This is a genomic window from Desulfosarcina cetonica JCM 12296 (assembly GCF_001311845.1).
In the GTDB taxonomy this organism is placed as follows: domain Bacteria; phylum Desulfobacterota; class Desulfobacteria; order Desulfobacterales; family Desulfosarcinaceae; genus Desulfosarcina; species Desulfosarcina cetonica.
Genome location: NZ_BBCC01000079.1, coordinates 1 through 19,741, shown reverse-complemented (window position 1 = coordinate 19,741; position 19,741 = coordinate 1). Strand labels below are relative to the sequence as shown.

Sequence of the window (19,741 nt, the reverse complement as noted above, 5' to 3'; positions counted from 1 at the left end):
TTATACCTGCTGCTGTTGACGGTCTCTCTTTTTCTCATAGCGGGCGAGTTTGCCGACGAAGACGAACAGCATGGGGTAGAAAAGAACGCCCAGCAGGGTCGCCAGGGTCATTCCGCCGAGCAGCGCCATGCCCATCACCACCCGGGCCTGGGCACCGGCCCCGGAAGCCACCACCAGGGGAAAAACGCCCAGGATAAACGAAAACGCGGTCATCAGGATTGGCCGGAAGCGCAACTGGGCCGCCTTGACGGCGGCATCGAAAAGCGACAGGCCGTTTTTGAATTCAATGTTGGCGAATTCGACGATGAGAATGGCATTCTTGGCGGCCATGGCAATCAGCATCACCAGGGCGATCTGGGCGAACACGTTCAATTCGAAACTGGGACTGAACAGCCGGGCCAGATAGAGCGCCAGAAAGGCGCCGAAAACGGCAAAGGGCGTACCCAACAGGATACTGAAGGGCAATGACCAGCTCTCATATTGGGCAGCCAGAATCAGAAACACGAACAGCAGGGAGAAGACGAAAACGATCGCCCCGGTGCCCGAGGCCTGCTTCTCCTGAAAAGACATGTTGCTCCAGGCATATCCCATGTCATCGGGCAGGGCGTCCGCCGCCACCGCTTCCAGGGCATCCAGGGCCTGGGCCGAGGTGTATCCGGGGGCCGGCCCGCCGGTCAGTTCAATGGCCCGGTAAAGGTTGAAGCGGTTGGTAAAATCCGGACCGGAGATGGCTCTGACGGTGACGAAGCTGCTCAGGGGCACCGCTTTTCCATCCCGGTTCTTGACGAAGAACAGGTTGATGCGATCCTCGCTGATGCGGTATTCGGGTTCGGCCTGAATGTAGGCCTTGTAGAGCCGCCCGAAGCGGTTGAAATCGTTGACGTAGGATCCGCCGAGAAAGGCGCCCACGGTCGTATAGATATCGTTCAGGCTCACGCCGGCCTTGAGCACCTTGTCCCGGTTGATCTCCATGTAGCGCTGGGGCACGCCGGCCCGGAAGGTGGTGAAGATGGACCCGATTTCCGGTCGCGCCAGGGCGGCCTGGATGAAGTGGGCGCTTTTCTCGGCCAGGTATTCCGGGGTGTTGCCCCCCCGGTCCTGAACCATCAGGGTAAACCCGGATCCGTTGCCCAGTCCGGGAATGGCCGGTGGACCGAAGGCAAATACCTGGGCCTCGTTGATGCCCATGAAAAATTCACGGTTCAACACGGCCACCAGATCGCCGACCGTTTTTTCACGAAGCCCCCAATCCTTGAGGGCAACGAAAACAAACCCGGCATTGGAGGACATGCTGCCCGATATCAGGCTGAACCCCGTGGCCACGGTGACATACTCCACCTCGGGGTGCCTGCCGACGATCTGTTCGACCTTTTTCACCACCGCGTCAGAACGCTGCAGGGACGCGGCATCGGGCAACTGAACGTTGATCAACAGGTATCCCATGTCCTCGCTGGGCATGAAGCCGCCGGGCAGCAGTTTTCCCAAAATCCCCAATCCACCGGTCAGTACGAGGATGAATACCAAACCGATGGCGATCCGCCGGGTCATGAATCGCACCAGGCCGGTATAACCTTGCGTGGACTTGTCGAACACCTTGTTGAAGAGCCGGAAAAACGCGCCCAGGGGGCCGCGCATGGGCTTTTGCTTGCGCAGCAGGATACCGCACAGCGCCGGGCTCAGGGTGAGGGCGTTGATGGAAGAGAAGACCACCGATACGGCCACGGTGATGGCGAACTGCTGATACAGCCGGCCGGTGATCCCGCCCATCACGGCCACGGGGATGAACACCGCCACCAGCACCAGGGTGGTGGCGACCACCGGCGCGGTGACCTCTTTCATGGCCGCCCGGGTGGCGTCCTTGGGCGGCATGCCTTTTTCGATATTCACCTGCACGGCTTCCACCACAACGATGGCATCGTCGACCACGATGCCGATGGCCAGCACCAGTCCCAGCAGCGACAACACATTGATGGTGAACCCGATCATGGGAAAAACGATAAACGCACCAATCAGCGAAACCGGAATGGCGATGGTGGGAATCAGGGCCGCCCGCCAGTCCTGAATAAAGACATAGACCACCAGGATCACCAGCGCCAGGGCCACGACCAGGGTGACAACGATCTCATGAATGCCCGCGGTAATGGCCCGGGTCGTGTCCAGGCTGATGTCATAGCGTATGCTTTTGGGAAAGGACCGGGACATATCGGCCATGGTTTTTTTCACCGCCTCGGCCAGGGCCACGGCATTGGACCCCGGCGCCTGGTACAGGGCGATCATGGCGCATGGCTTGCCGCCCAGCCGGGTGAAGGCGTTGTACGTCTCAACGCCCAGTTCCACCCGGGCGATGTGCTTGATCTTCACCTGCGCCCCTTCCGCCGTGGTGCGCACGACGATCTCACCGAACTCCCTTTCGCTCTGCAGCCGCTCGGGCAGGCGCACCGTATAGGTGAATTCGGTTCCCGGCGGGGCCGGCTCGGCCCCGAACTTGCCGCCGGGCACCACCACGCTCTGGGCACGGATGGCGTCCACGATTTCGGGGATGCTGATGCCCAAATGGGCCAGGCGGTCGGGCTTGATCCAGATGCGCATGGAGTAGTCGCTGGCGCCAATGACGTTGACCCGGCCGATGCCCTTGATGCGCGCCAGGATGTCCCTGATGTTGATCAGGCGTAGTTGCCCAGAAACTGCTGGTCGAAGCGGGGATCGTCGGCCGTCAGGGCGATCAGCATGAGAATGTTGGGCAGGGATTTTTCGGTGGCCACGCCCAGCCGTTTGACCTCTTCGGGCAGCTTGGCCGTGGCCGCGGCGACCCGGTTCTGGGTGAACACCGTGTTCATGTCCGGATCGGTGCCGATGTCAAAGGAGACCTGGATGGACATGGTGCCGTCGTTGGCGTTGGTGGACTTCATGTAGATCATGTTGTCCACACCGTTGATCTGTTGCTCCAGCGGTGTGGCCACCGACTGCTCCACACTGACGGCATTGGCTCCGGTGTAGGTGGCCCGCACCTGGACGATGGGCGGGGTGATATCCGGATATTGTTCCATGGGCAGACCGCTCATGAATACGACACCCACGATGACCATGAAGATGGCAATCACCATGGCCACGATGGGCCGTCTGACAAAAAAATCACCCATAACAGATCACTTTTTTCCCTGGTCGGTTGAATTCAGGTCCACGACTGTCGGCTTGACCGTGGCACCATCTTGACCTTTTGCAGGCCTTCATAAATCACCCGTTCGCCGGACGTGAGGCCGTCGGTGATCAACCAGGAAGAGCCGACCTTGGGGCCCACGGTCACCTCACGGGTCTGAACCTTGCTGTTTCCGTCGACCACAAACACATTGTACAGCCCCTGAAGTTCCATCACGCAGCGCTGGGGGATCAGGATGCCGTCCCTTATCACCTGGCCCTTTACCCGCACCTTGGCGAACTGGCCGGGTCGCAGGAGTTTCTCGGGATTGGGAAAAGAGGCCTGGACCAGCATGGCGCCGGTCGTGGTGTCCACTTCACGGTTGATAAAATCCACCTTGCCGGGATGGTTGTAGACCGACCCGTCAATCAGGATCAGCTCCAGTTGAAGCCCCTCCTCCTGGTCGCGCTTCGTGTCCACACCGCGGAGATAGTGGGCTACCGCAAGGTATTGGGTTTCAGTGATAAAGAAGGAAACCAGAACCGTATCCACCTGGGAAACCGTGTTCAGGATCACCGGGTTGGGGTCGCGTCCAACGAAATCCCCCACCTTGGCCTGGGTTTTACCGATGATGCCGTCGACGGGGGAGTAGATTTTGGTATAACTCAGTTCAACCTGGGCGGCCCTCAGGTTGGCCTTGGCGGCCTCTACCGACGAAAGCTCTGCCTCGTAAGCCGCCACGGCCTCGTCCAGGTCGCTCTGACTCACCGCGTTGATCTTGGCCAGGGGACGGATGCGACTCAGGTCCCCCTTGGCTTTCGCCAGCATGGTTTGCGCCTCGGCAACGTTACTCATCCGGGCGGCAACCTTCTCTTCATAGGTCTGGTTTTCCAGGCTGTAGAGCAGACTTCCCTTTTTCACCTCACGGCCTTCCTGAAAAAAAATCCCGTTGAGAAAGCCCTCGATCCGGGCCCGGATGGCAATATCCTTCAGTCCGTGTGTCTCTCCCACGAACTCCAGATAGATGGGGACATCCTGAGCCTTGGTTTCAACAACGGAAACATCAGGCGGCGGGGGAGCGGCAGGTGCCGGTGTGTTTTTTTGCTCGCCACAGGAGACCAGTAGCCACAACGAGCAGGCAAATAGACAGATAACGAGGTTACGTCTCATGGTGCCTTCTTCTTTGCGGGTTGATGATTGGCGCTGTTTTTTGGGCAGGAATGGAGGATCGGTTAATTTTTATAGCATCTTTTAAGCGTTCGGAAAACCATCAATATGGGCTGACAGAACCGCCGGCAAATGGAAGTGCGACTGGCTCGGGTGCGCCCCTGTGGGCAAGGCCGGTGCCGGTCCGTTGATATTCGGGGGCCTTTTTCGGACAGTCAGATCAGACTCAAAATCGTCTTCGACGTATACTCGCCCACATCGGCCAGCCCGTCCATGGGCATGAAGCGGTTGGCATTGTTGGCATACAGGCAGGTCACCGACGGCGGAAAATCCTCGTCGGCTTCATAAAAGATGTAGCACAGGTCGATTTTGGGCAAGGGCCGGACGACAAAGGCGAAATCGCCGCCCGTGGCAGACGGTGCCGCCTGGCCGTCCAGGCGCTGTTTGATCAGATCCATTTTCAGTCGGATCTTGGATACGGCGGGTACGAGGATCTGCTCCGTGTGGGAGGCGAACGCGCCCACATAGGGCGCCGAATCGGGGAACTCCTTGAATGCCTTCAGGGGTTCGAGAATCGGCGCTTCCGTGCTGGCATTCAAGGCGTACAGGGAGAGCAGGATGCCGATCACGCCCGGTACTGTCTCTCCATCCAGGGTGATGCCATCGGGGGTGATCCTGCACGACCGGCCGAAGGCCGTGAAGGTAAAGGCCTGTCCGTCACGCTCGGCCGGCAGGCGGGCCGCCAGGTCGTCAGGCAGGTTGGCATACAGCTTTCCGAGGTTGTCGTTGACGATTTTTGTGTAGTTGTCGGTCATGATCCAGCTCCTGCCAAAGGATGGATTAATTCAAATGGCAATAATTTTGCTTGCCAAAACGGAAGCGATGGTGATGCAGCCAATAAAAATACTCAGCAAAACGATGAAGGCGCGATCCGATGTTACGGTCAACGTCCTTATCCCCATCCGTTCTCACTGTCCTTGGCGATAAACCAGATGGGGCAAGCCGTCCTGTGTTTGCAGTAGAGTTTGGGATCCCGGCAATGTGCGCAGGTTTCACAGTAGTGTTGCTGATATTTCGTGCATACCAAGGCGGCGGGCTTGTCCGGGTGATTGATGCAAGTTTCCATAAGTGCTGTTTCCGTTACGTCTCATGTGATATAGATGGCCTTGTTTACGTAACCGTCAATGTATGACACACAATACCGCCGGTCAAACGGAGCACACCCCATGATCCGCGCAACCAGCCTGAAAAGCTGGCAGCAGAAAGTGTTCGAATTGCCATGAAAGCGTTTTTCAACGTCGAAACCATCGAGGCGGTAGTTGCCCAGGCCGCCGATTTTCACGCGGTGGACACCGAGGTGGTACCACTGGTCGAGTCCCTGGGACGGGTCCTGGCCGAGGACATCCACAGCGATGTGGATATTCCCGATTTCAACCGCTCCACCATGGATGGCTATGCCGTCAAGGCCGCATCGACCTTCGGGGCGTCCGAGGCCAACCCGGCCTATCTGACCATCAAGGGCCAGATTCCCATGGGCGTGCGCCCCGACTTCTCCATCGGCCCCGGCGAAGCGGCCCGCATCGCCACCGGCGGCATGCTGCCCATGGGTGCGGACAGCGTGATCATGGTGGAGTACATCGACACGCTCGACGACACCACCATCGAAGCCTATCGCAGCATTGCGCCGGGTCAGAACACCATCGAGAAAGGCGAAGACATTCAACGCAGTGAGGTCGCCCTGGTCCGTGGACGGCGCATCCGCCCCCAGGAGGCCGGCCTGATCGCCGCCTGCGGAAAAATGGCGGTGAGTGTATTCCGGCGTCCCATGGTGGGCATCATCTCCACCGGTGACGAGGTGGTGCCGGTAGACCAGGTACCCGGAGAGGGCCAGATCCGCGATATCAACACCCATTCCCTCTCCGGCCAGGTCCTGGAAGCCGGCGGCGTACCCGTGGCCTTCGGTATCGTCAAGGACAGCCGCGAGGATCTGATGGCGCGCTGCCAACTCGCCCTGCGGACCACCGACATGGTGCTGATTTCCGGCGGCAGTTCGGTGGGCACCCGGGATTTTACCGTGGAGGTCCTGGAAAGCCTGCCCGACACCAACATTCTCGTACATGGTATTTCCATCAGTCCCGGCAAGCCCACGATCCTGGCCCGCTCCGGCCATAAACCCTTCTGGGGGCTTCCCGGGCATGCCGCCTCGGCCATGGTGGTCTTCGCCGTGGTCGTCCGCCCCTTTCTGGATCGGCTGAACGGCCTTTCCGCGGATACGCGTAAATTTCCCGTGCAGGCCGTTCTCAACCGCAACCTCGCCTCGGCCCAGGGCCGCGTGGATTATGTGCGCGTCAGGCTCTTCGAATCCGACGGCAAGGTCATGGCCGAACCGATCCTGGGAAAATCAGGCTGATCCACACCATGGTCAAGGCCGACGGCCTCATCGCCATCGACTTGAATAGCGAGGGCCTGTACGAGGGAACGGTGGTTGAGGTGATACCGCTATAACTATCCATTTTCTTGGAGTTGATCTTGAATACCAAACGCAACGTCTACCTGAGCATGAAGCCGCTGGAGGAAGCCCGGCAAACCCTTTTCGACCATTTTCCGGCCGTTGGCAGCATGGGCACCGAACATGTATCGCCGCCCGAGGCCGTGGGCCGCGTGCTGGCCGAGCCGGTGTTCGCCGCCATCTCATCACCCAATTTTCATGCGGCGGCCATGGACGGGGTGGCCGTCAAGGCCGTGGACACCTTTGGTGCCAGCCAGACCCGCCCCAAGGAATTGGTCGTGGGCGCCCAGACCAAATTCATCAACACCGGCCATGTCATGCCCGAAGACACCGACGCGGTGATCATGATCGAAAACATCCAGACCGTGGGCGAGGACCGCATCCGCATCGAGGCCCCGGCCTTTCCCTGGCAGCATGTGCGCAAGATGGGCGAGGACATCGTGGCCACCGAACTGCTCTATCCCCGCGGCCATGTGGTGAGTCCCTATTGCATCGGCGCCTGATTGCCGGCGGCATCTACCAGGTACCGGTCAGACGCAAACCCCGGGTGCTGATCATCCCCACCGGTTCCGAGCTGGTGGATTGGCGCACGACCGACCCCAAGACGCTCAAGCCCGGAGAAGTGCTGGAGAGCAACGCTTTCGTGCTTGAAAAGATGATTCAGGCCTGCGGGGCCGAGCCCTTGCGTCACGACCGGGTGATCGACGATCTGGATCTGATCCGAAAGACGGTGGCCGACGCCATGGCCGGCGATGTGGACATGGTCCTGACCATCGGTGGCTCCTCGGCCGGTTCCAAGGATTATGCCCTGCCCATGCTGGGCGACCTGGGCGAGCTCTTGGTCCACGGCGTAACCATCATGCCCGGCAAGCCGGTGATCCTGGGAGATATCCAGGGCAAGCCGTTCTTCGGCATCCCCGGCTATCCGGTCTCGGCGATCATCGTCTGCGAGCAGTTCGTCCTGCCCATGATCAAACGCATGATCGGCGCGGCGACCATCCGCGGCCGACGGTACCCGTGACCCCCACGCGCAAGATCGCCTCCAAACTGGGCGTGGAGGAATTCCTGCGCGTCAAGCTGGGCCAGGTGGGCGAACGCATCGTGGCCACCCCCCTGCCCCGCGGTGCCGGAACGATCACCAGCCTCACCGAGGCCGACGGCATCATCCGCATCCCCCGCCAGTTGGAAGGGATCAAGGAGAGTGACCCGGTGGTGGCCGAACTGCTCAAACCCCTGCCGACCATCCGCAACACCATCGTCATCGTCGGCAGCCACGACAATACCCTGGACGTGCTCGCCGACCAGCTGCGCGCCGGCGACGCGGCCCTTACCCTCTCCTCCAGCCACGTGGGCAGCATGGGCGGCCTCATGGCCGTCAAACGCGGGGTATGCCACCTGGCCGGCGCCCATTTACTGGACACCGAGACCGGCATCTACAATCTCTCCTACCTTCGCCGCTATCTGCCCGACACCCCGGTCAGCCTGGTCAACCTGGTGATGCGCGACCAGGGCCTGATCATTCCCAAGGGCAATCCCAAGGGAATCAAGGGCATCGAGGATCTGGGTCGTGACGACATCACCTTCATCAATCGCCAGGGTGGCTCGGGCACCCGCATCCTGCTGGACTACCGTTTGGGCCAACTCGGTCTCTCCCCGGAGCAAATCAAGGGCTACACCAACGAGGAATTCACCCACATGAACGTGGCCGTGGCCGTGCTGGGCGGTACCGCCGACGCCGGTTTGGGCATCTATGCGGCGGCCAAGGCCCTGGATCTGGACTTCATCCCCGTGGTCACCGAAGAGTACGACCTGGTGATCCCGAAGGTCCACCTGGAATCGAAAAACATCCAGACCCTGCTGGCCACCATTGAAACAGCGGAATTCAAGACGCGCGTGGAGGCATTGGGGGGCTATAGTACGGAGAAGACGGGAATGGTGATGACACCGTAAGGGCGAAAAATCTTTCGCCCCTACCCGCGTGCCCGGGTACGGTTGAATTTCGAGGGATCCGTCAATGCACAAACCCTACACCCTTCTCGATCACACCGCCGACCTGCGCATCCGCGTGGAGGGCCGGGACCCGGCCGACTTGTTCGCCAACGCCGGCCTGGCCCTGGCCGAGTTGATTTGCGATCCGGCAAGCCTGGATGCCAAGGAGATCGTCGTCCTTGAAATCGAGGGTGACGATGCGCCGGACCTGATGGTCAACACCCTGCGCGAGTTGCTCTACCTATGGACCGGCAAGCAGAAATTGATTAAAGTGGTAGAAACGCTAGCCAACTCTCCCACGACTGTCTCTGTCCGGGTCACCACGGACGATTTCATGCCCGGACGCCACACCATTCTGAACGAGATCAAGGCGTGACCTACCATCAAATCGCCGTGGAACCGACGGACGATGGCTGGCAGGCCACCGTGGTGTTAGACATCTGACTGAATTGATTGACGCCCCAACGAATTCACTTTCCGTTTTCAGCACCATTCGAAAAACACACTGAGAACACCTTGACTTTTGCCGAGCGGCTTCCTGCAAAATGCCAGACACCATCTGGCATTTTGCCGTTTTCCGAAAAAAGCCAGATGGCGTCTGGCGATTCGGATGATGAAGCACTTCCAAAAATCTGGCGGACGGCATCTGCCGAATTCAAAGTCCCCTTCAAACTGAGCTGGTCGCAGTATGTTTTCCTGGTTTCCATCGAGAACCCGGATGAACGCAGTTTCTACGAAATCGAAGCCGCCGGCGGCGGCTGGACCCTGCCCGAGCTGAAACGCCAGTTCAATTCCGGCCTGTATGAACGACTGGCCTTGAGCCGCGACAAGGATGGCGTGAAGCAACTGGCGACCAAAGGCCAGCTCGTCGCCCGTCCCGAGGACCTGCTCAAGGAACCCTGCCCAAAGATGCCAATATCCACGCCCGGGAATACCAGCTCTATTTGCCCGATAAGGAGTTGTTGCGAAGAAAGCTGACGGAATGGGGTGAGGAGGTGGGCGAGTGAAAGCAACTGACCTAATCTCTTCTCTGCCTGATGAGCAAGCCCGAATTACGGGAGTTAGTTTCCAGGCGGTTAGGTAGCCAGGTTTATGATCGGCTTGGGGGAGAGAAGAGGAATACTCGCGATCACCATTGAACGACTTTTAACTTTTATCTGAAAACAACAAGCCTTCAACATTTCACTGTTCCACTCAGCCACCTACGCATACGGCGAGCCCTGACGATAAGCCACCACCTTTAGCATCGACAGCATTCCGCCAATTGACATTTGGCCGTTGGCATTGGACATTGGTGGTATTGGAGGTCCCCATGAAACTCAAACAAATCACGCCTTACTGCTACGAAATCCCCCGAACCGGCGCCATGCGCGTACCGGGCCGGGTTTTCATGAGCCCGCGCATGGCCGGCCAGATGGTCGAGGAGGAGGCCCTCAAGCAAGTGGCCAACGTGGCCACCCTGCCCGGCATTCTCACCGCCGCCATGGCCATGCCCGACATGCACTGGGGCTACGGCTTTCCCATTGGCGGGGTAGCGGCCTTTGACTGGGACGAAGGGGTGATCTCGCCGGGTGGCGTGGGCTACGACATCAACTGCGGAGTGCGCCTGGCGGCCACCGGCCTTGAAGAAAAGGATATTCGTCCGAAAATTGATCTCTTGGTCGAAGGCCTTTTCGCCAACATCCCTTCGGGGGTGGGCTCCACCGGATCGGTGAAACTCTCCACCAAGGAATCCCTGCGCGTCCTTCGCGAGGGTGGTCGCTGGGCCGTGCGCCAGGGCATGGGCGAGCCGTCCGATGTGGCGCGTACCGAGGATGGCGGTTGCATGGACGCGGCTGATCCGTCCGTGGTCAGCCCGCGCGCCCTGGAGCGCGGGTCCAAGCAATTGGGCACCCTGGGATCGGGCAATCATTTTCTCGAGGTGGGTGTGGTGGACGAGATCTTCGATGCGGCCGCGGCCAGTGCCTTCGGCCTGTTCGAAAACCAAATCACCGTTTTACTGCACTCGGGATCGCGCGGCCTGGGCTACCAGATCTGCGACGACTTTCTGGCCTTCATGAACAAGCACGTCAAGACCCTGGGTATCCAGCTTCCCGATCGCCAGCTCTCCTGCGCCATGATCCGCTCCGACGCAGGCCAACGCTACTTTCGCGCCATGGCCTGCGCGGCCAACTACGCCTGGGCCAACCGCCAGATTCTTCTTCACCGCGCCCGCGAGACTTTCCAGCAGGTATTGGGCATCGGGCCACGGGAGCTGGCCATGCACCAAGTCTACGACATCTGTCACAACATCGCCAAACGCGAAACCCATCTCGTGGATGGTCAGCCACGAGTGGTCTGCGTGCACCGCAAGGGCGCCACGCGGGCCTTCGCCCCCGGCCATCCGGCGATTCCGGAGGCCTACCGCCAGGTGGGTCAACCGATTCTCATCCCCGGGGACATGGGCACCGCCTCTTATGTTCTCGTCGGCACTCAAAAGGCCATGACCGAGAGCTTCGGCTCCACCTGCCACGGCGCCGGCCGGGTGCTGAGCCGTACGGCGGCCAGAAACGGAGTCGCGGTCGGGCCATCCACCGCGAGCTGGCCGACAAGGGCATTATCGTCAAATGGACCGGCCGCAGCACCCTGGCCGAGGAGATGCCCGACGCCTACAAGGATATCGACCAGGTCGTGGAAAGCGTGCACGGGGCGGGCATTTCGAAAAAGGTGGCGCGGCTGCGACCCATCGGTGTGATCAAGGGATGAGGGTCTTTCCAGCGCAGCGTTGACGATCGACCGGAAGGCTTTGGGCGATTGGCTGAAAACGACGCCACCGGCTTCGGCTACCGGATCTTCGGCACGGGGCGTATCGTCCCTTACCTACCGTCCCGAAGGCGTCTTGCGGCATTTTTTACCAGCGGATAGACCAGGATGGTTTTCACCCGTTCACCGTGGCGCTTATTGGTCTTGTCCATCCGGCCACGGCCTGTGGTCTCTCCCAATTCGATCCAGTTGGCGGATCGATAACAGCCCCCGTGGAACCGTTTGCGATCCACAAGGGTTTCGACCAGCAACGGCGCAATCCCGTATTGGCGCTGCCAGTCCGACTTGAGTTGCCGCAGGGTACAAGCGAGCATCGCGCTGGCCAGGTTCCGAATGGATGCCAACACCAGAAACCGGCTGTTATTGACCACGTGCTGCAAAGCCGCCGCTCGGCGTTCATCGTCCCAACCGATCCATTGGTCTCGTGCTCTCATCCGCCAGGCAGGGCTGGAAAACTGAAGGCATCCCACCACTTCGCGCCGCGGGCGGCTAACGCAAACCAGATACTGGAGCCGCGCCCCGAAAGGCATCGCATAGCCCAGATAATGGTACCGCGCCAGAAGCTCCTGGAAAAGCGCCCGCTGCGGCTTTGTCTGTACGCGCTCGACAATCAACGGCGCAAAAGCCTCAACGCTTCCGGTGAGCATGCTGTAGGGTGCGTCGGGTTTAGCCTGGGCGATGCGCTTTCGGGGGCCGCTATACCCCGCCTGCCTTTTATCCGGAAGTCTCAGGATGCCCTTGCCGGCCAACTGTTCCAGCAGGTCCAGGCACTCCCGCTTTCAGTCCGCCGTTGGGACGCTTCCAGTCCAACAGTTCGCACACCGTTTTTGCCAGTTCATTTCGGCTGACGCCGCCACAGGTGTCAACGACCTCCTGGATGAGCGACACCTCTTCGGCACTAAATTCGCGGCCACAAAACCGCTGCTGTTCAATCGATCCGTGCATGGCATCCTCCCTTGGCTACTGCTTCATAGCAAAGAGCTGGCCTCTTGTTCCATAAAAAATGCATGGCATGCCATTCAGAATATCGTCCAGTATTGATGAACTCGTAAAAAGTCGCATTTCCGACGGATTCGTAAAAAGCCCGAGATCAAGGCTTGCGAATCCTGAGGAATGAGGCGTACTTTTGCGTACGCCGCAGTGACGAAGGATTCGCGTAACGCCGATATCGGGCTTTTTACGAATTCGTCAGTATTGGCGCCAACGCCTTCAATTGATCAAGGGACAGCGAGGCCTTGATATCGATATCGATGTCTGCACGAACCTCATCACCTACCTGGTGGTCTTCTTCGCCATGCGCGGGATATGGTTGAGCAGCCGTGCCCGTCACATTCTGCTTGCCATGCCGGCTGCACCGCTTATACTTAAACGCACGCATGCTAAATGAAGCGATGAAAACCGTCCACCATCCAAACGGAGCCGATAGCGTTGAACACCATTGAAGCGATTGTGCTGGGCACGGTCCAGGGCCTGACCGAATTTCTGCCGGTGAGCAGTTCGGGGCACCTGGTGCTGTTTCAAAACCTTTTCGGACTCAAGGATCCGGAGCTGCTTTTCGACATCTCGCTGCACGTGGGCACGCTGCTGGCGGTGTTGATCGTTTTTACCGGGAGATCCTGGACATTCTCACGGCCCTGGTCCAGCTCCCCATGCGCCTGAAAAGTGCCGGCGGGATGATGCGGCTCATCCAGGTCGATCCGTCCATCCGCCTGGCCCTGCTCATCATCGTGGGCAGTGTCCCCACGGCCCTGATCGGCCTGTTGTTCAAAAAATCACCGACCAATTATTCGGATCGCCGGCCATCGTCGGCGGCATGCTGATCGTTACCGGCACCCTGCTCTGGTTGACCCGCCGGATCCGTGGCCAGGGCCGTCCCGTGGCCCGCACGACCGTCAAAGACGCCCTGGTCATCGGTATCGTGCAGGGACTGGCCATTCTGCCGGGCATCTCCCGCTCGGGCTCGACGATTGCCACGGCCCTGTTTCTCGGTGTGGACCGGAAACTGGCCGGGCGTTACTCTTTCCTGCTCTCCATCCCGGCCATCGTCGGCGCCTGGTGCTAGGATTGAAGGCACCGGAACTGGCGACCACCATTCCTTTAACCACGATCCTCATCGGCGCCCTGGTGTCGGCGGTTGTCGGCTGGCTGGCCCTGGTCATCTTGCTCAGGGTGGTGGATCGGGGACAGCTACACCGTTTCGCCCCCTACTGCTGGCTGGTGGGACTCATCACCCTGGGTATCAGCCTGATAGGATAACCGCCGGACCTTAAAAAATTAAGGAGGCCCCATGCCATTCGATGAAGAGGCCCTGCGCTACCATCGCCGAGCCCCGCCCGGGCAAGACCGAAGTGGTCCCCACCAAACCGTTCTTCAGCCAGAATGATCTCAGTCTGGCCTACAGCCCCGGCGTGGCCGTCCCCTGCCGGGCGATCAAGGAAAACCCGGACGCTTCCTACGACTACACCAATCGCGGCAACCTGATCGCGGTCATCTCCAACGGCACCGCCGTGCTGGGCTTGGGGCATATCGGCCCCCTGGCCGGCAAGCCGGTCATGGAGGGCAAGGCGGTGCTGTTCAAGCGCTTTGCCAACATCGACGTGTTCGACATCGAGGTGGACACGACGGATCCCGACGCGTTCATCCGCACCGTGCGCCTGTTGGAACCCACTTTTGGCGGCATCAATCTCGAGGACATCAAGGCGCCGGATTGTTTCTATATTGAAGAAACCCTGAAAAAACAGATGTCCATCCCGGTCTTCCACGATGACCAGCATGGCACGGCGATCATTTCGGCGGCTGCCATGCGCAACGCCGTGGCCATCACCGGTCGCCGTCTGGAAGACCTGCGGGTGGTGGTCAACGGTGCCGGTGCCGCCGGCATCGCCTGCAGCCGGCTCTACATCCAAATGGGGGTCCGACCGGAAAACCTGATCCTCTGCGACTCCCGGGGCACCATCTACCGCGGCCGCACCGAAGGCATGAATCCCTATAAGGCAGCCCTGGCCTGCGATACCGATGCCCGCACGCTGGCCGATGCGGTCAATGGCGCGGACATGCTCGTGGGCCTGTCGGTCAAGGGCGCCTTCACGCCGGCCACGCTCCGGCGCATGAACGAGAAGCCCATCATCTTCGCCCTGGCCAATCCGGATCCCGAAATCGACTACGACACCGCCAAGGCCATCCGGCCCGACGCCATCGTGGCCACCGGCCGTTCGGATTATCCCAACCAGGTCAACAACGTGTTGGGATTTCCCTTCATCTTCCGCGGCGCCCTGGACGTGCGCGCCACCGAGATCAACGAAGCCATGAAGGAGGCCGCCGTGCACGCCCTGGCCGACCTGGCCCGCGAGGACGTTCCCGACGCGGTGATCCGCGCCTATGGCGGCCAGGCGATTCATTTCGGTCCCGACTACATCATCCCCAAGCCACTGGATACGCGGGTGCTGCTCAAAGTGGTGCCGGCCGTGGCCGAAGCCGCCGTGAAAAGCGGTGTGGCGCGCACGGCCCTGCCCGAACGGGCGGTCTATATCCAGCAATTGGAGGCCAGCCTGGGACCGGAGCGGGAGCTCATGCGCAAGATCCTCTTTCGGGCCCAGCGCTGCCCCCAGCGCATCGTCCTGCCCGAAGGAGAGCATCCGGTGATCATCCGCGCCGCCCACCTGGTGGCCAAGGAGGGGGTCGCCCAACCGCTGCTCCTGGGCGATCCCACGGTTATCAAGCGGCAGGCGGACGCCATGAAACTTCCCTTGAATGGCATTACGATCATGGACCACCGCCACAACGATCATCTAGCCGCCTTCACCGACGATCTCTACCGGCTGCGCCGGCGCAAGGCTGGTCCCTGGATGAAACCCGCATGCAATTGGCCAATCCTTACATCTTCGGTGCCATGCTGGTCCGTGAAAACCAGGTTGACGGTCAGGTTCACGGTATCGTCCAGACCTACCCCAACGCCATCCGGCCGGTCCTGCAGGTGATTCCCCGCCGCAACGGCATCCGGCGCGTCTCCGGCGTCTACCTGGTCATCCAGAAAAACCGCACCCTCTTGTTTGCCGATGCAACGGTCAACATCCATCCCGATGCGGCGGATCTGGCCGAAACAGCCCTCCTGGCCGCCGAGATGGCGTCCTTCTTCGACATGCAACCCCATGTGGCCATGCTCTCCTATTCCAACTTCGGCAGCGTGCGCAATGCCGACACCCGGCGGCTGGAAACTGCCGTGGAGATCGTGCGCCAGCAGCGACCGAGTCTTGCCATCGACGGCGAAATGCAGGCCGACACGGCCCTGACGGACAGTATTCTCAAGGGGGATTTTGCTTTCAACCAGCTCGGTCGCACGGCCAATGTGTTGATTTTCCCGGACCTGGCCGCCGGCAACATCGCCTACAAACTGATGAGCTGTCTGGCCGGCGCCCGGGTGGTCGGTCCCCTGCTAATGGGCATCGACCGCCCCTTTAATGTGCTCCAACGCAACACCGCCGTGGAAAATGTCGTGGACCTGATCGCCATCACGGTGGTCCAGGCCCAGCTCTACGGCATCGCCAAAGAGAACTGCGAAACCGCGCCATGAATCGTTCGGGGTAATCTTTTTGACCTTCAGAGGAAGGCGGAAGCAGCCGATTAGTAAACGCGATGGAACCTAAACGGAAAATTTCGGATATAAAAAACACCGCGCATCGGCCTGACACCCCCCGATGGCCCGATGCGGCCCCCGTCACGCCGGCATCCGCCCCCCCGGAGGATCTTTTTCATCTTCCCGGTCGAGCCATTTTCGGTTCCGCCCTGTTCATCAACCCCGCCCTTCACCTCGTCTGGGTCAGGGTCAACCCGGATGACAAATTGTTTGGCGCCATCCGGGATGAGTTTGCCGACAATCCATCGGGAACCGTACTCGATATCCTGCTGCGCGCCTCCCTAAAGGAACTGGTTTTCGACTGGCAGCCGCTTTTCACCTTCATCTATCGGTTCTTGAAGGACACCACGCCGGCCCTCGTGTTCAGCCGGCTGGCCCCTGTGATCGAACTCCCCTCGGCTGCCGCCGATGCTTCCGCCAGCGGCGAAAACCGCCAGCACCCGGCACCACCGGTGGTCGACAGCTGCCCGATCCGCATCGCGGACCGAGACAGCCACGTTCGTCCGATGCGGTTTTACGCCATCGCTTTTACCGAGGGGACCCTCTGCCTTTACCAAGCGGCCCATGCGCACGATACCCGGGTTGGCGAGCCCCCGGCAGCACCCGGTTCCGACGTGCCGGCGGATCCTGCCACCCTGAAAACGGCCTTCGGCGTGCTTTCCGCCAGGATCGACAATTCCCAACACATCGTGGCCACCCTTCTGCCGGAAACCTATTTTCATCTCATGAGACGTATCTGGGAAGCCAGCGACGAAATCGTCGTCGCCTGCGGTGGACAGCGTGCCAAACGTAGCGGCACCGACGTGCAGTATGTGATTCCGCAGCAAGCGGACACCGACCCGGCCTTCGATGCCATTCGCTGTGCCGTGACCCTGCAAAAACGCGTTGCCGAGATCAACCGGTCACTGCGGGAAGAAGGGGGATGGGTGGCCGACATTCGCCTGAACATCGGCATCAGTAGTGGGCGGGACCACCTTCCCGAAGGAGATCCCAGCGCCAGCATGGCCTTCATGCTTCCCGGCGGCGCAGCGGACCAGGCCCAGCACCTCTCGGCCATCGGCCAGGCCGGAACGATCCTGATCACCAAATTGGCCTTTGGCCATCTATCCGCAGCCCAGATGGACCGGGTTACCTTCGGCACCTTTCGCAACGACCGGTTGATTCCGCGAACCTTTGCCCAAGTGGCCGATTTCGCGGCAGGGCCGGACAGCCCGTCGGTGGGCCAGGAGATCCGGTCGCTCTTCATCACCCGCATCATTGCCCTTAAAACCGATCCGGACGCTTAGAATGACGTCTCAAGATAGGATTGAATTCAAAAAGAGCCCCGTACCGGCTGAGCCCAACGACACGATTTCAATCGTTCACACCGCGCGAATCGCCGGCTTGCTGTACGGTGCGATCATTGTTTGCGGAATTTTCAGCGAGGCCGTTGTTCGCGGACAACTGGTCGATCTTACAGACGCCGCCTCCACATCGCGCAGCATCCTTGACGCACGCCTGCTTTTTAAGTCCGGATTTGTTGCCGACACGATCATGTTATTGTGCGACGTCGCCGTTGCCATCCTTTTGTACCGCCTGTTGCGATGTGTCAACGCAACGCTTTCGCTGATGGCCGCCGCATTTCGGTTGATCCAAACCGCCATCCTGGCGGTGAATCTGCTCAATCATCATGCCCCCCTGCTTCTCCTTGAAAATAGCGCATACGCAACCCATTTTTCAGGCAATCAGCGTGATGCACTCATTTTGTTTTTCCTCGATTTGCATGGGCATGCCTACGATCTGGGGCTTGTGTTTTTTGCCGTGTCAAACCTGATCCTCGGCTACCTGGTGGCCAAATCGCACTTTCTGCCCACCGTGTTGGGATATGCGCTTCAACTGGCAGGTGTCGTGTATCTCGCGGGAAGTTACTGCCGCTTTCTGCTTCCCGATTACCTGGCAGCCCTGCAACCGGCCTATATTATCCCCCTGGTTGCCGAGGTGTCCTTCTGTTTGTGGCTGTCGATTAAGGGTGTGAAACAGGCGGCGGACTAAGTCCCCCTGTCCGTAAAGATGTATGGATCAGGCCGCGATCTGCCCGGCCTCTTCCGGGCCGAAACAATTCGAATAGTGGCTGCAGACGGAACAGCTCGGCGCCTTGCAAACCTTTATCTCATCTAAATCGCAAAGCTGCTTGTAAAAGAACTTCTTCCATTTCATGTCCCCGGTATTTTTATTGAAAAGATCAGTGAAATGGGTTTTCAGGATAAACGATACATCTTCCCGCCCCGAAAGGCCCAGGTCCTGCCAGAGATGATCTTCTCCGAGTGCGCCGACGGCGATCATGTTGGCCAACCAGACCGGCTCCTTGGCTGTGGAAGATCGATGGGAAAGCAGTAAATCCCGCAAATCATCCACTTCCATTTGCCGGTTCAACGCAGTGGGGAATCCCGAGAACAAGGGGATATCGACCTTTTTTGCCGTGCCCGCAGGGGATACCGCCTGCCCGCAGCAATGACAGATGAATGGCTTTTTAATGGCGGCATGGAAATGGGTCTTGTAGCAGGACGGCGCCGGATACTCCGCCATGGCATGCGGAAAGTAGCGCGTCATCAGGCTTTCATTTCCGTGCCGTCCAAGCCGAGCATGTCTTCCAGGGTCCAGTAAGCAGAAGTTGCCCTGAACGATATCATCAGGGCGAACAATCGGGTTTCCATCCGCCCTTGCGCTAAATCGCTCTTCTCCATCAGCCAGTCATAGATCTTGTTCTCCATGTCATCCCCTCCGTGTTTGAAGTTTCGACAACTCTTCCAGCAATAGGGATGCCAAAATACTAAAAAACATAAGATACTTATATTATTGGATTATTTCAAGACAACAAATCGGGAGGAAACGACAATCGGCAATGGGATCCACAAATGTGTGGGTGTACAGCCTTCGTTTTTGTAGGCGATGTCTCGGGATGGCGCCGGTTTATTGGAAGCGGGACAACAGGTCGGCCAGTTTGAGGGTAAACTGCCCGAATCCGCTGTCAACAAACACGCCGAACTGGGCGATGCCGGCATAGGCGGCGGCGAACTGGGCCAGGGCAATGCCCGCCAGGGTAAACTGCCCCAGCTGAGCACGCCGATGCCGAATTGGGAGATGTTGATCACCCCGATGCCGAACTGGCCGATGGTGATGATTCCCCGAGCCACCACCGGCACGCGGTTGGGGCGGTATTTGAAGGAGATATGCAAAAGGGGCAGGCCGAGAATACGCAGGCCGCTCTTATACTCGAAACCGTACCCGTCCCACTTCTCGCGGGCCGGATACGGTGCGCCGCAGCCCGGGCAGGCAACGGCCTGCCCGTCCACGGCATGCTGGCATACCCGACATGATTTCAGCATGACGTCTCATCCACCTTCAGGTGCGCGTCGATCTCTTCCCGACCGGCGGTATACAGCGCATCGATGAACGCCACAAGGAAACTGCCCGGCCGGTCGCTGACCCGAAGCGCCAGTTCCCCGCACATCCCGTAAAAACCGAA

Annotated in this window: 21 protein-coding genes and 3 pseudogenes; 15 read left to right on the top strand and 9 right to left on the bottom strand. The window is 59.7% G+C overall.

What is annotated here, in order from left to right; translation table 11 throughout:
- From JCM12296_RS17760 to JCM12296_RS17750, 4 genes are all read right to left on the bottom strand, one after another.
- Entirely contained in the window at positions 1–2,610 is a 2,610-nt protein-coding gene (locus JCM12296_RS17760; protein ID WP_281492051.1) for an efflux RND transporter permease subunit, read from the bottom strand.
- 53 nt (positions 2,611–2,663) lie between these two features.
- A complete protein-coding gene (locus JCM12296_RS47690) occupies positions 2,664–3,140 on the bottom strand; it encodes an efflux RND transporter permease subunit (protein ID WP_218188147.1) in 477 nt (158 codons plus the stop codon).
- A gap of 32 nt (positions 3,141–3,172) precedes the next feature.
- Positions 3,173–4,306, bottom strand: coding sequence for an efflux RND transporter periplasmic adaptor subunit (locus JCM12296_RS17755; RefSeq protein ID WP_083456251.1), 1,134 nt, complete (start codon positions 4,304–4,306; stop codon positions 3,173–3,175).
- A 212-nt stretch (positions 4,307–4,518) separates the two neighbouring features.
- Positions 4,519–5,118 (bottom strand): DUF3786 domain-containing protein, encoded by a 600-nt coding sequence (locus tag JCM12296_RS17750; protein WP_054695984.1) that lies wholly within the window; start codon positions 5,116–5,118, stop codon positions 4,519–4,521.
- Positions 5,119–5,582: 464 nt separating this feature from the next.
- Between JCM12296_RS17750 and JCM12296_RS17745 the strand changes: the two genes are divergently transcribed.
- The 8 genes and pseudogenes from JCM12296_RS17745 to JCM12296_RS17725 all read left to right on the top strand — a co-directional run bounded on the left by JCM12296_RS17745 (position 5,583) and on the right by JCM12296_RS17725 (position 11,546).
- Positions 5,583–6,713, top strand: coding sequence for a molybdopterin molybdotransferase MoeA (locus tag JCM12296_RS17745; protein WP_281492047.1), 1,131 nt, complete (start codon positions 5,583–5,585; stop codon positions 6,711–6,713).
- A gap of 8 nt (positions 6,714–6,721) precedes the next feature.
- Complete coding sequence (locus JCM12296_RS50600; RefSeq protein ID WP_422698821.1) at positions 6,722–6,808, top strand: hypothetical protein; 87 nt, start codon at positions 6,722–6,724, stop codon at positions 6,806–6,808.
- 24 nt (positions 6,809–6,832) lie between these two features.
- Complete coding sequence (locus JCM12296_RS49220; RefSeq protein WP_306304070.1) at positions 6,833–7,315, top strand: hypothetical protein; 483 nt, start codon at positions 6,833–6,835, stop codon at positions 7,313–7,315.
- The gene (locus tag JCM12296_RS49215; RefSeq protein ID WP_306304069.1) at positions 7,300–7,833 is read left to right on the top strand and encodes a molybdopterin-binding protein; all 534 of its coding nucleotides are present in this window, start codon (positions 7,300–7,302) and stop codon (positions 7,831–7,833) included. The genes JCM12296_RS49220 and JCM12296_RS49215 overlap by 16 nt, the downstream gene beginning before the upstream one ends.
- On the top strand, positions 7,830–8,762 hold the full coding sequence (locus JCM12296_RS49210) for a substrate-binding domain-containing protein (protein WP_306304068.1): 933 nt from the start codon (positions 7,830–7,832) through the stop codon (positions 8,760–8,762). Before JCM12296_RS49215 ends, JCM12296_RS49210 begins: the two co-directional genes overlap by 4 nt.
- A 64-nt stretch (positions 8,763–8,826) precedes the next feature.
- A pseudogene (locus JCM12296_RS17735) lies at positions 8,827–9,245 on the top strand (archease).
- Positions 9,246–9,392: 147 nt separating this feature from the next.
- The gene (locus JCM12296_RS17730; RefSeq protein WP_157067707.1) at positions 9,393–9,779 is read left to right on the top strand and encodes a DUF1016 N-terminal domain-containing protein; all 387 of its coding nucleotides are present in this window, start codon (positions 9,393–9,395) and stop codon (positions 9,777–9,779) included.
- Between the two features lie 334 nt (positions 9,780–10,113).
- Positions 10,114–11,546: pseudogene (locus JCM12296_RS17725) on the top strand (RtcB family protein).
- Between the two features lie 110 nt (positions 11,547–11,656).
- Here JCM12296_RS17725 and JCM12296_RS17720 read toward each other — a convergent pair.
- Together JCM12296_RS17720 and JCM12296_RS42095 are read right to left on the bottom strand one after the other, a co-directional pair.
- Complete coding sequence (locus tag JCM12296_RS17720; protein ID WP_218188146.1) at positions 11,657–12,352, bottom strand: DUF4338 domain-containing protein; 696 nt, start codon at positions 12,350–12,352, stop codon at positions 11,657–11,659.
- The gene (locus tag JCM12296_RS42095) at positions 12,318–12,548 is read right to left on the bottom strand and encodes a hypothetical protein (protein ID WP_218188145.1); all 231 of its coding nucleotides are present in this window, start codon (positions 12,546–12,548) and stop codon (positions 12,318–12,320) included. Before JCM12296_RS42095 ends, JCM12296_RS17720 begins: the two co-directional genes overlap by 35 nt.
- A 483-nt stretch (positions 12,549–13,031) precedes the next feature.
- On the opposite strand from JCM12296_RS42095, the gene JCM12296_RS47680 reads away from it, so the two are divergent.
- From JCM12296_RS47680 to JCM12296_RS17700, 7 genes and pseudogenes are all read left to right on the top strand, one after another.
- A complete protein-coding gene (locus tag JCM12296_RS47680; protein ID WP_172683960.1) occupies positions 13,032–13,262 on the top strand; it encodes an undecaprenyl-diphosphate phosphatase in 231 nt (76 codons plus the stop codon).
- Positions 13,253–13,423 carry a hypothetical protein gene (locus JCM12296_RS47675; RefSeq protein WP_172683959.1) on the top strand — a complete coding sequence of 57 codons (171 nt, stop codon included), beginning with the start codon at positions 13,253–13,255 and terminating at the stop codon, positions 13,421–13,423. The genes JCM12296_RS47680 and JCM12296_RS47675 overlap by 10 nt, the downstream gene beginning before the upstream one ends.
- Positions 13,417–13,665 (top strand): undecaprenyl-diphosphate phosphatase, encoded by a 249-nt coding sequence (locus tag JCM12296_RS47670; RefSeq protein WP_172683958.1) that lies wholly within the window; start codon positions 13,417–13,419, stop codon positions 13,663–13,665. The genes JCM12296_RS47675 and JCM12296_RS47670 overlap by 7 nt, the downstream gene beginning before the upstream one ends.
- Entirely contained in the window at positions 13,659–13,859 is a 201-nt protein-coding gene (locus JCM12296_RS44825) for an undecaprenyl-diphosphate phosphatase (RefSeq protein WP_172683957.1), read from the top strand. Before JCM12296_RS47670 ends, JCM12296_RS44825 begins: the two co-directional genes overlap by 7 nt.
- A gap of 41 nt (positions 13,860–13,900) precedes the next feature.
- Positions 13,901–16,173: pseudogene (locus tag JCM12296_RS17710) on the top strand (NADP-dependent malic enzyme).
- A gap of 62 nt (positions 16,174–16,235) precedes the next feature.
- Positions 16,236–17,522 (top strand): adenylate/guanylate cyclase domain-containing protein, encoded by a 1,287-nt coding sequence (locus tag JCM12296_RS17705; protein WP_054695975.1) that lies wholly within the window; start codon positions 16,236–16,238, stop codon positions 17,520–17,522.
- Position 17,523: 1 nt separating this feature from the next.
- Positions 17,524–18,267: a DUF4386 domain-containing protein gene (locus JCM12296_RS17700; RefSeq protein WP_054695972.1), complete on the top strand. Its 744-nt coding sequence runs from the start codon at positions 17,524–17,526 to the stop codon at positions 18,265–18,267.
- A gap of 27 nt (positions 18,268–18,294) precedes the next feature.
- Here JCM12296_RS17700 and JCM12296_RS17695 read toward each other — a convergent pair whose 3' ends face one another.
- The 3 genes from JCM12296_RS17695 to JCM12296_RS17690 all read right to left on the bottom strand — a co-directional run bounded on the left by JCM12296_RS17695 (position 18,295) and on the right by JCM12296_RS17690 (position 19,601).
- On the bottom strand, positions 18,295–18,825 hold the full coding sequence (locus JCM12296_RS17695) for a nitrogen fixation protein NifQ (protein WP_054695969.1): 531 nt from the start codon (positions 18,823–18,825) through the stop codon (positions 18,295–18,297).
- The gene (locus JCM12296_RS38480; RefSeq protein ID WP_157067706.1) at positions 18,825–18,986 is read right to left on the bottom strand and encodes a hypothetical protein; all 162 of its coding nucleotides are present in this window, start codon (positions 18,984–18,986) and stop codon (positions 18,825–18,827) included. Before JCM12296_RS38480 ends, JCM12296_RS17695 begins: the two co-directional genes overlap by 1 nt.
- A 90-nt stretch (positions 18,987–19,076) precedes the next feature.
- Positions 19,077–19,601 (bottom strand): hypothetical protein, encoded by a 525-nt coding sequence (locus JCM12296_RS17690; RefSeq protein WP_218188144.1) that lies wholly within the window; start codon positions 19,599–19,601, stop codon positions 19,077–19,079.
- Between the last annotated feature and the right edge of the window lie 140 nt (positions 19,602–19,741).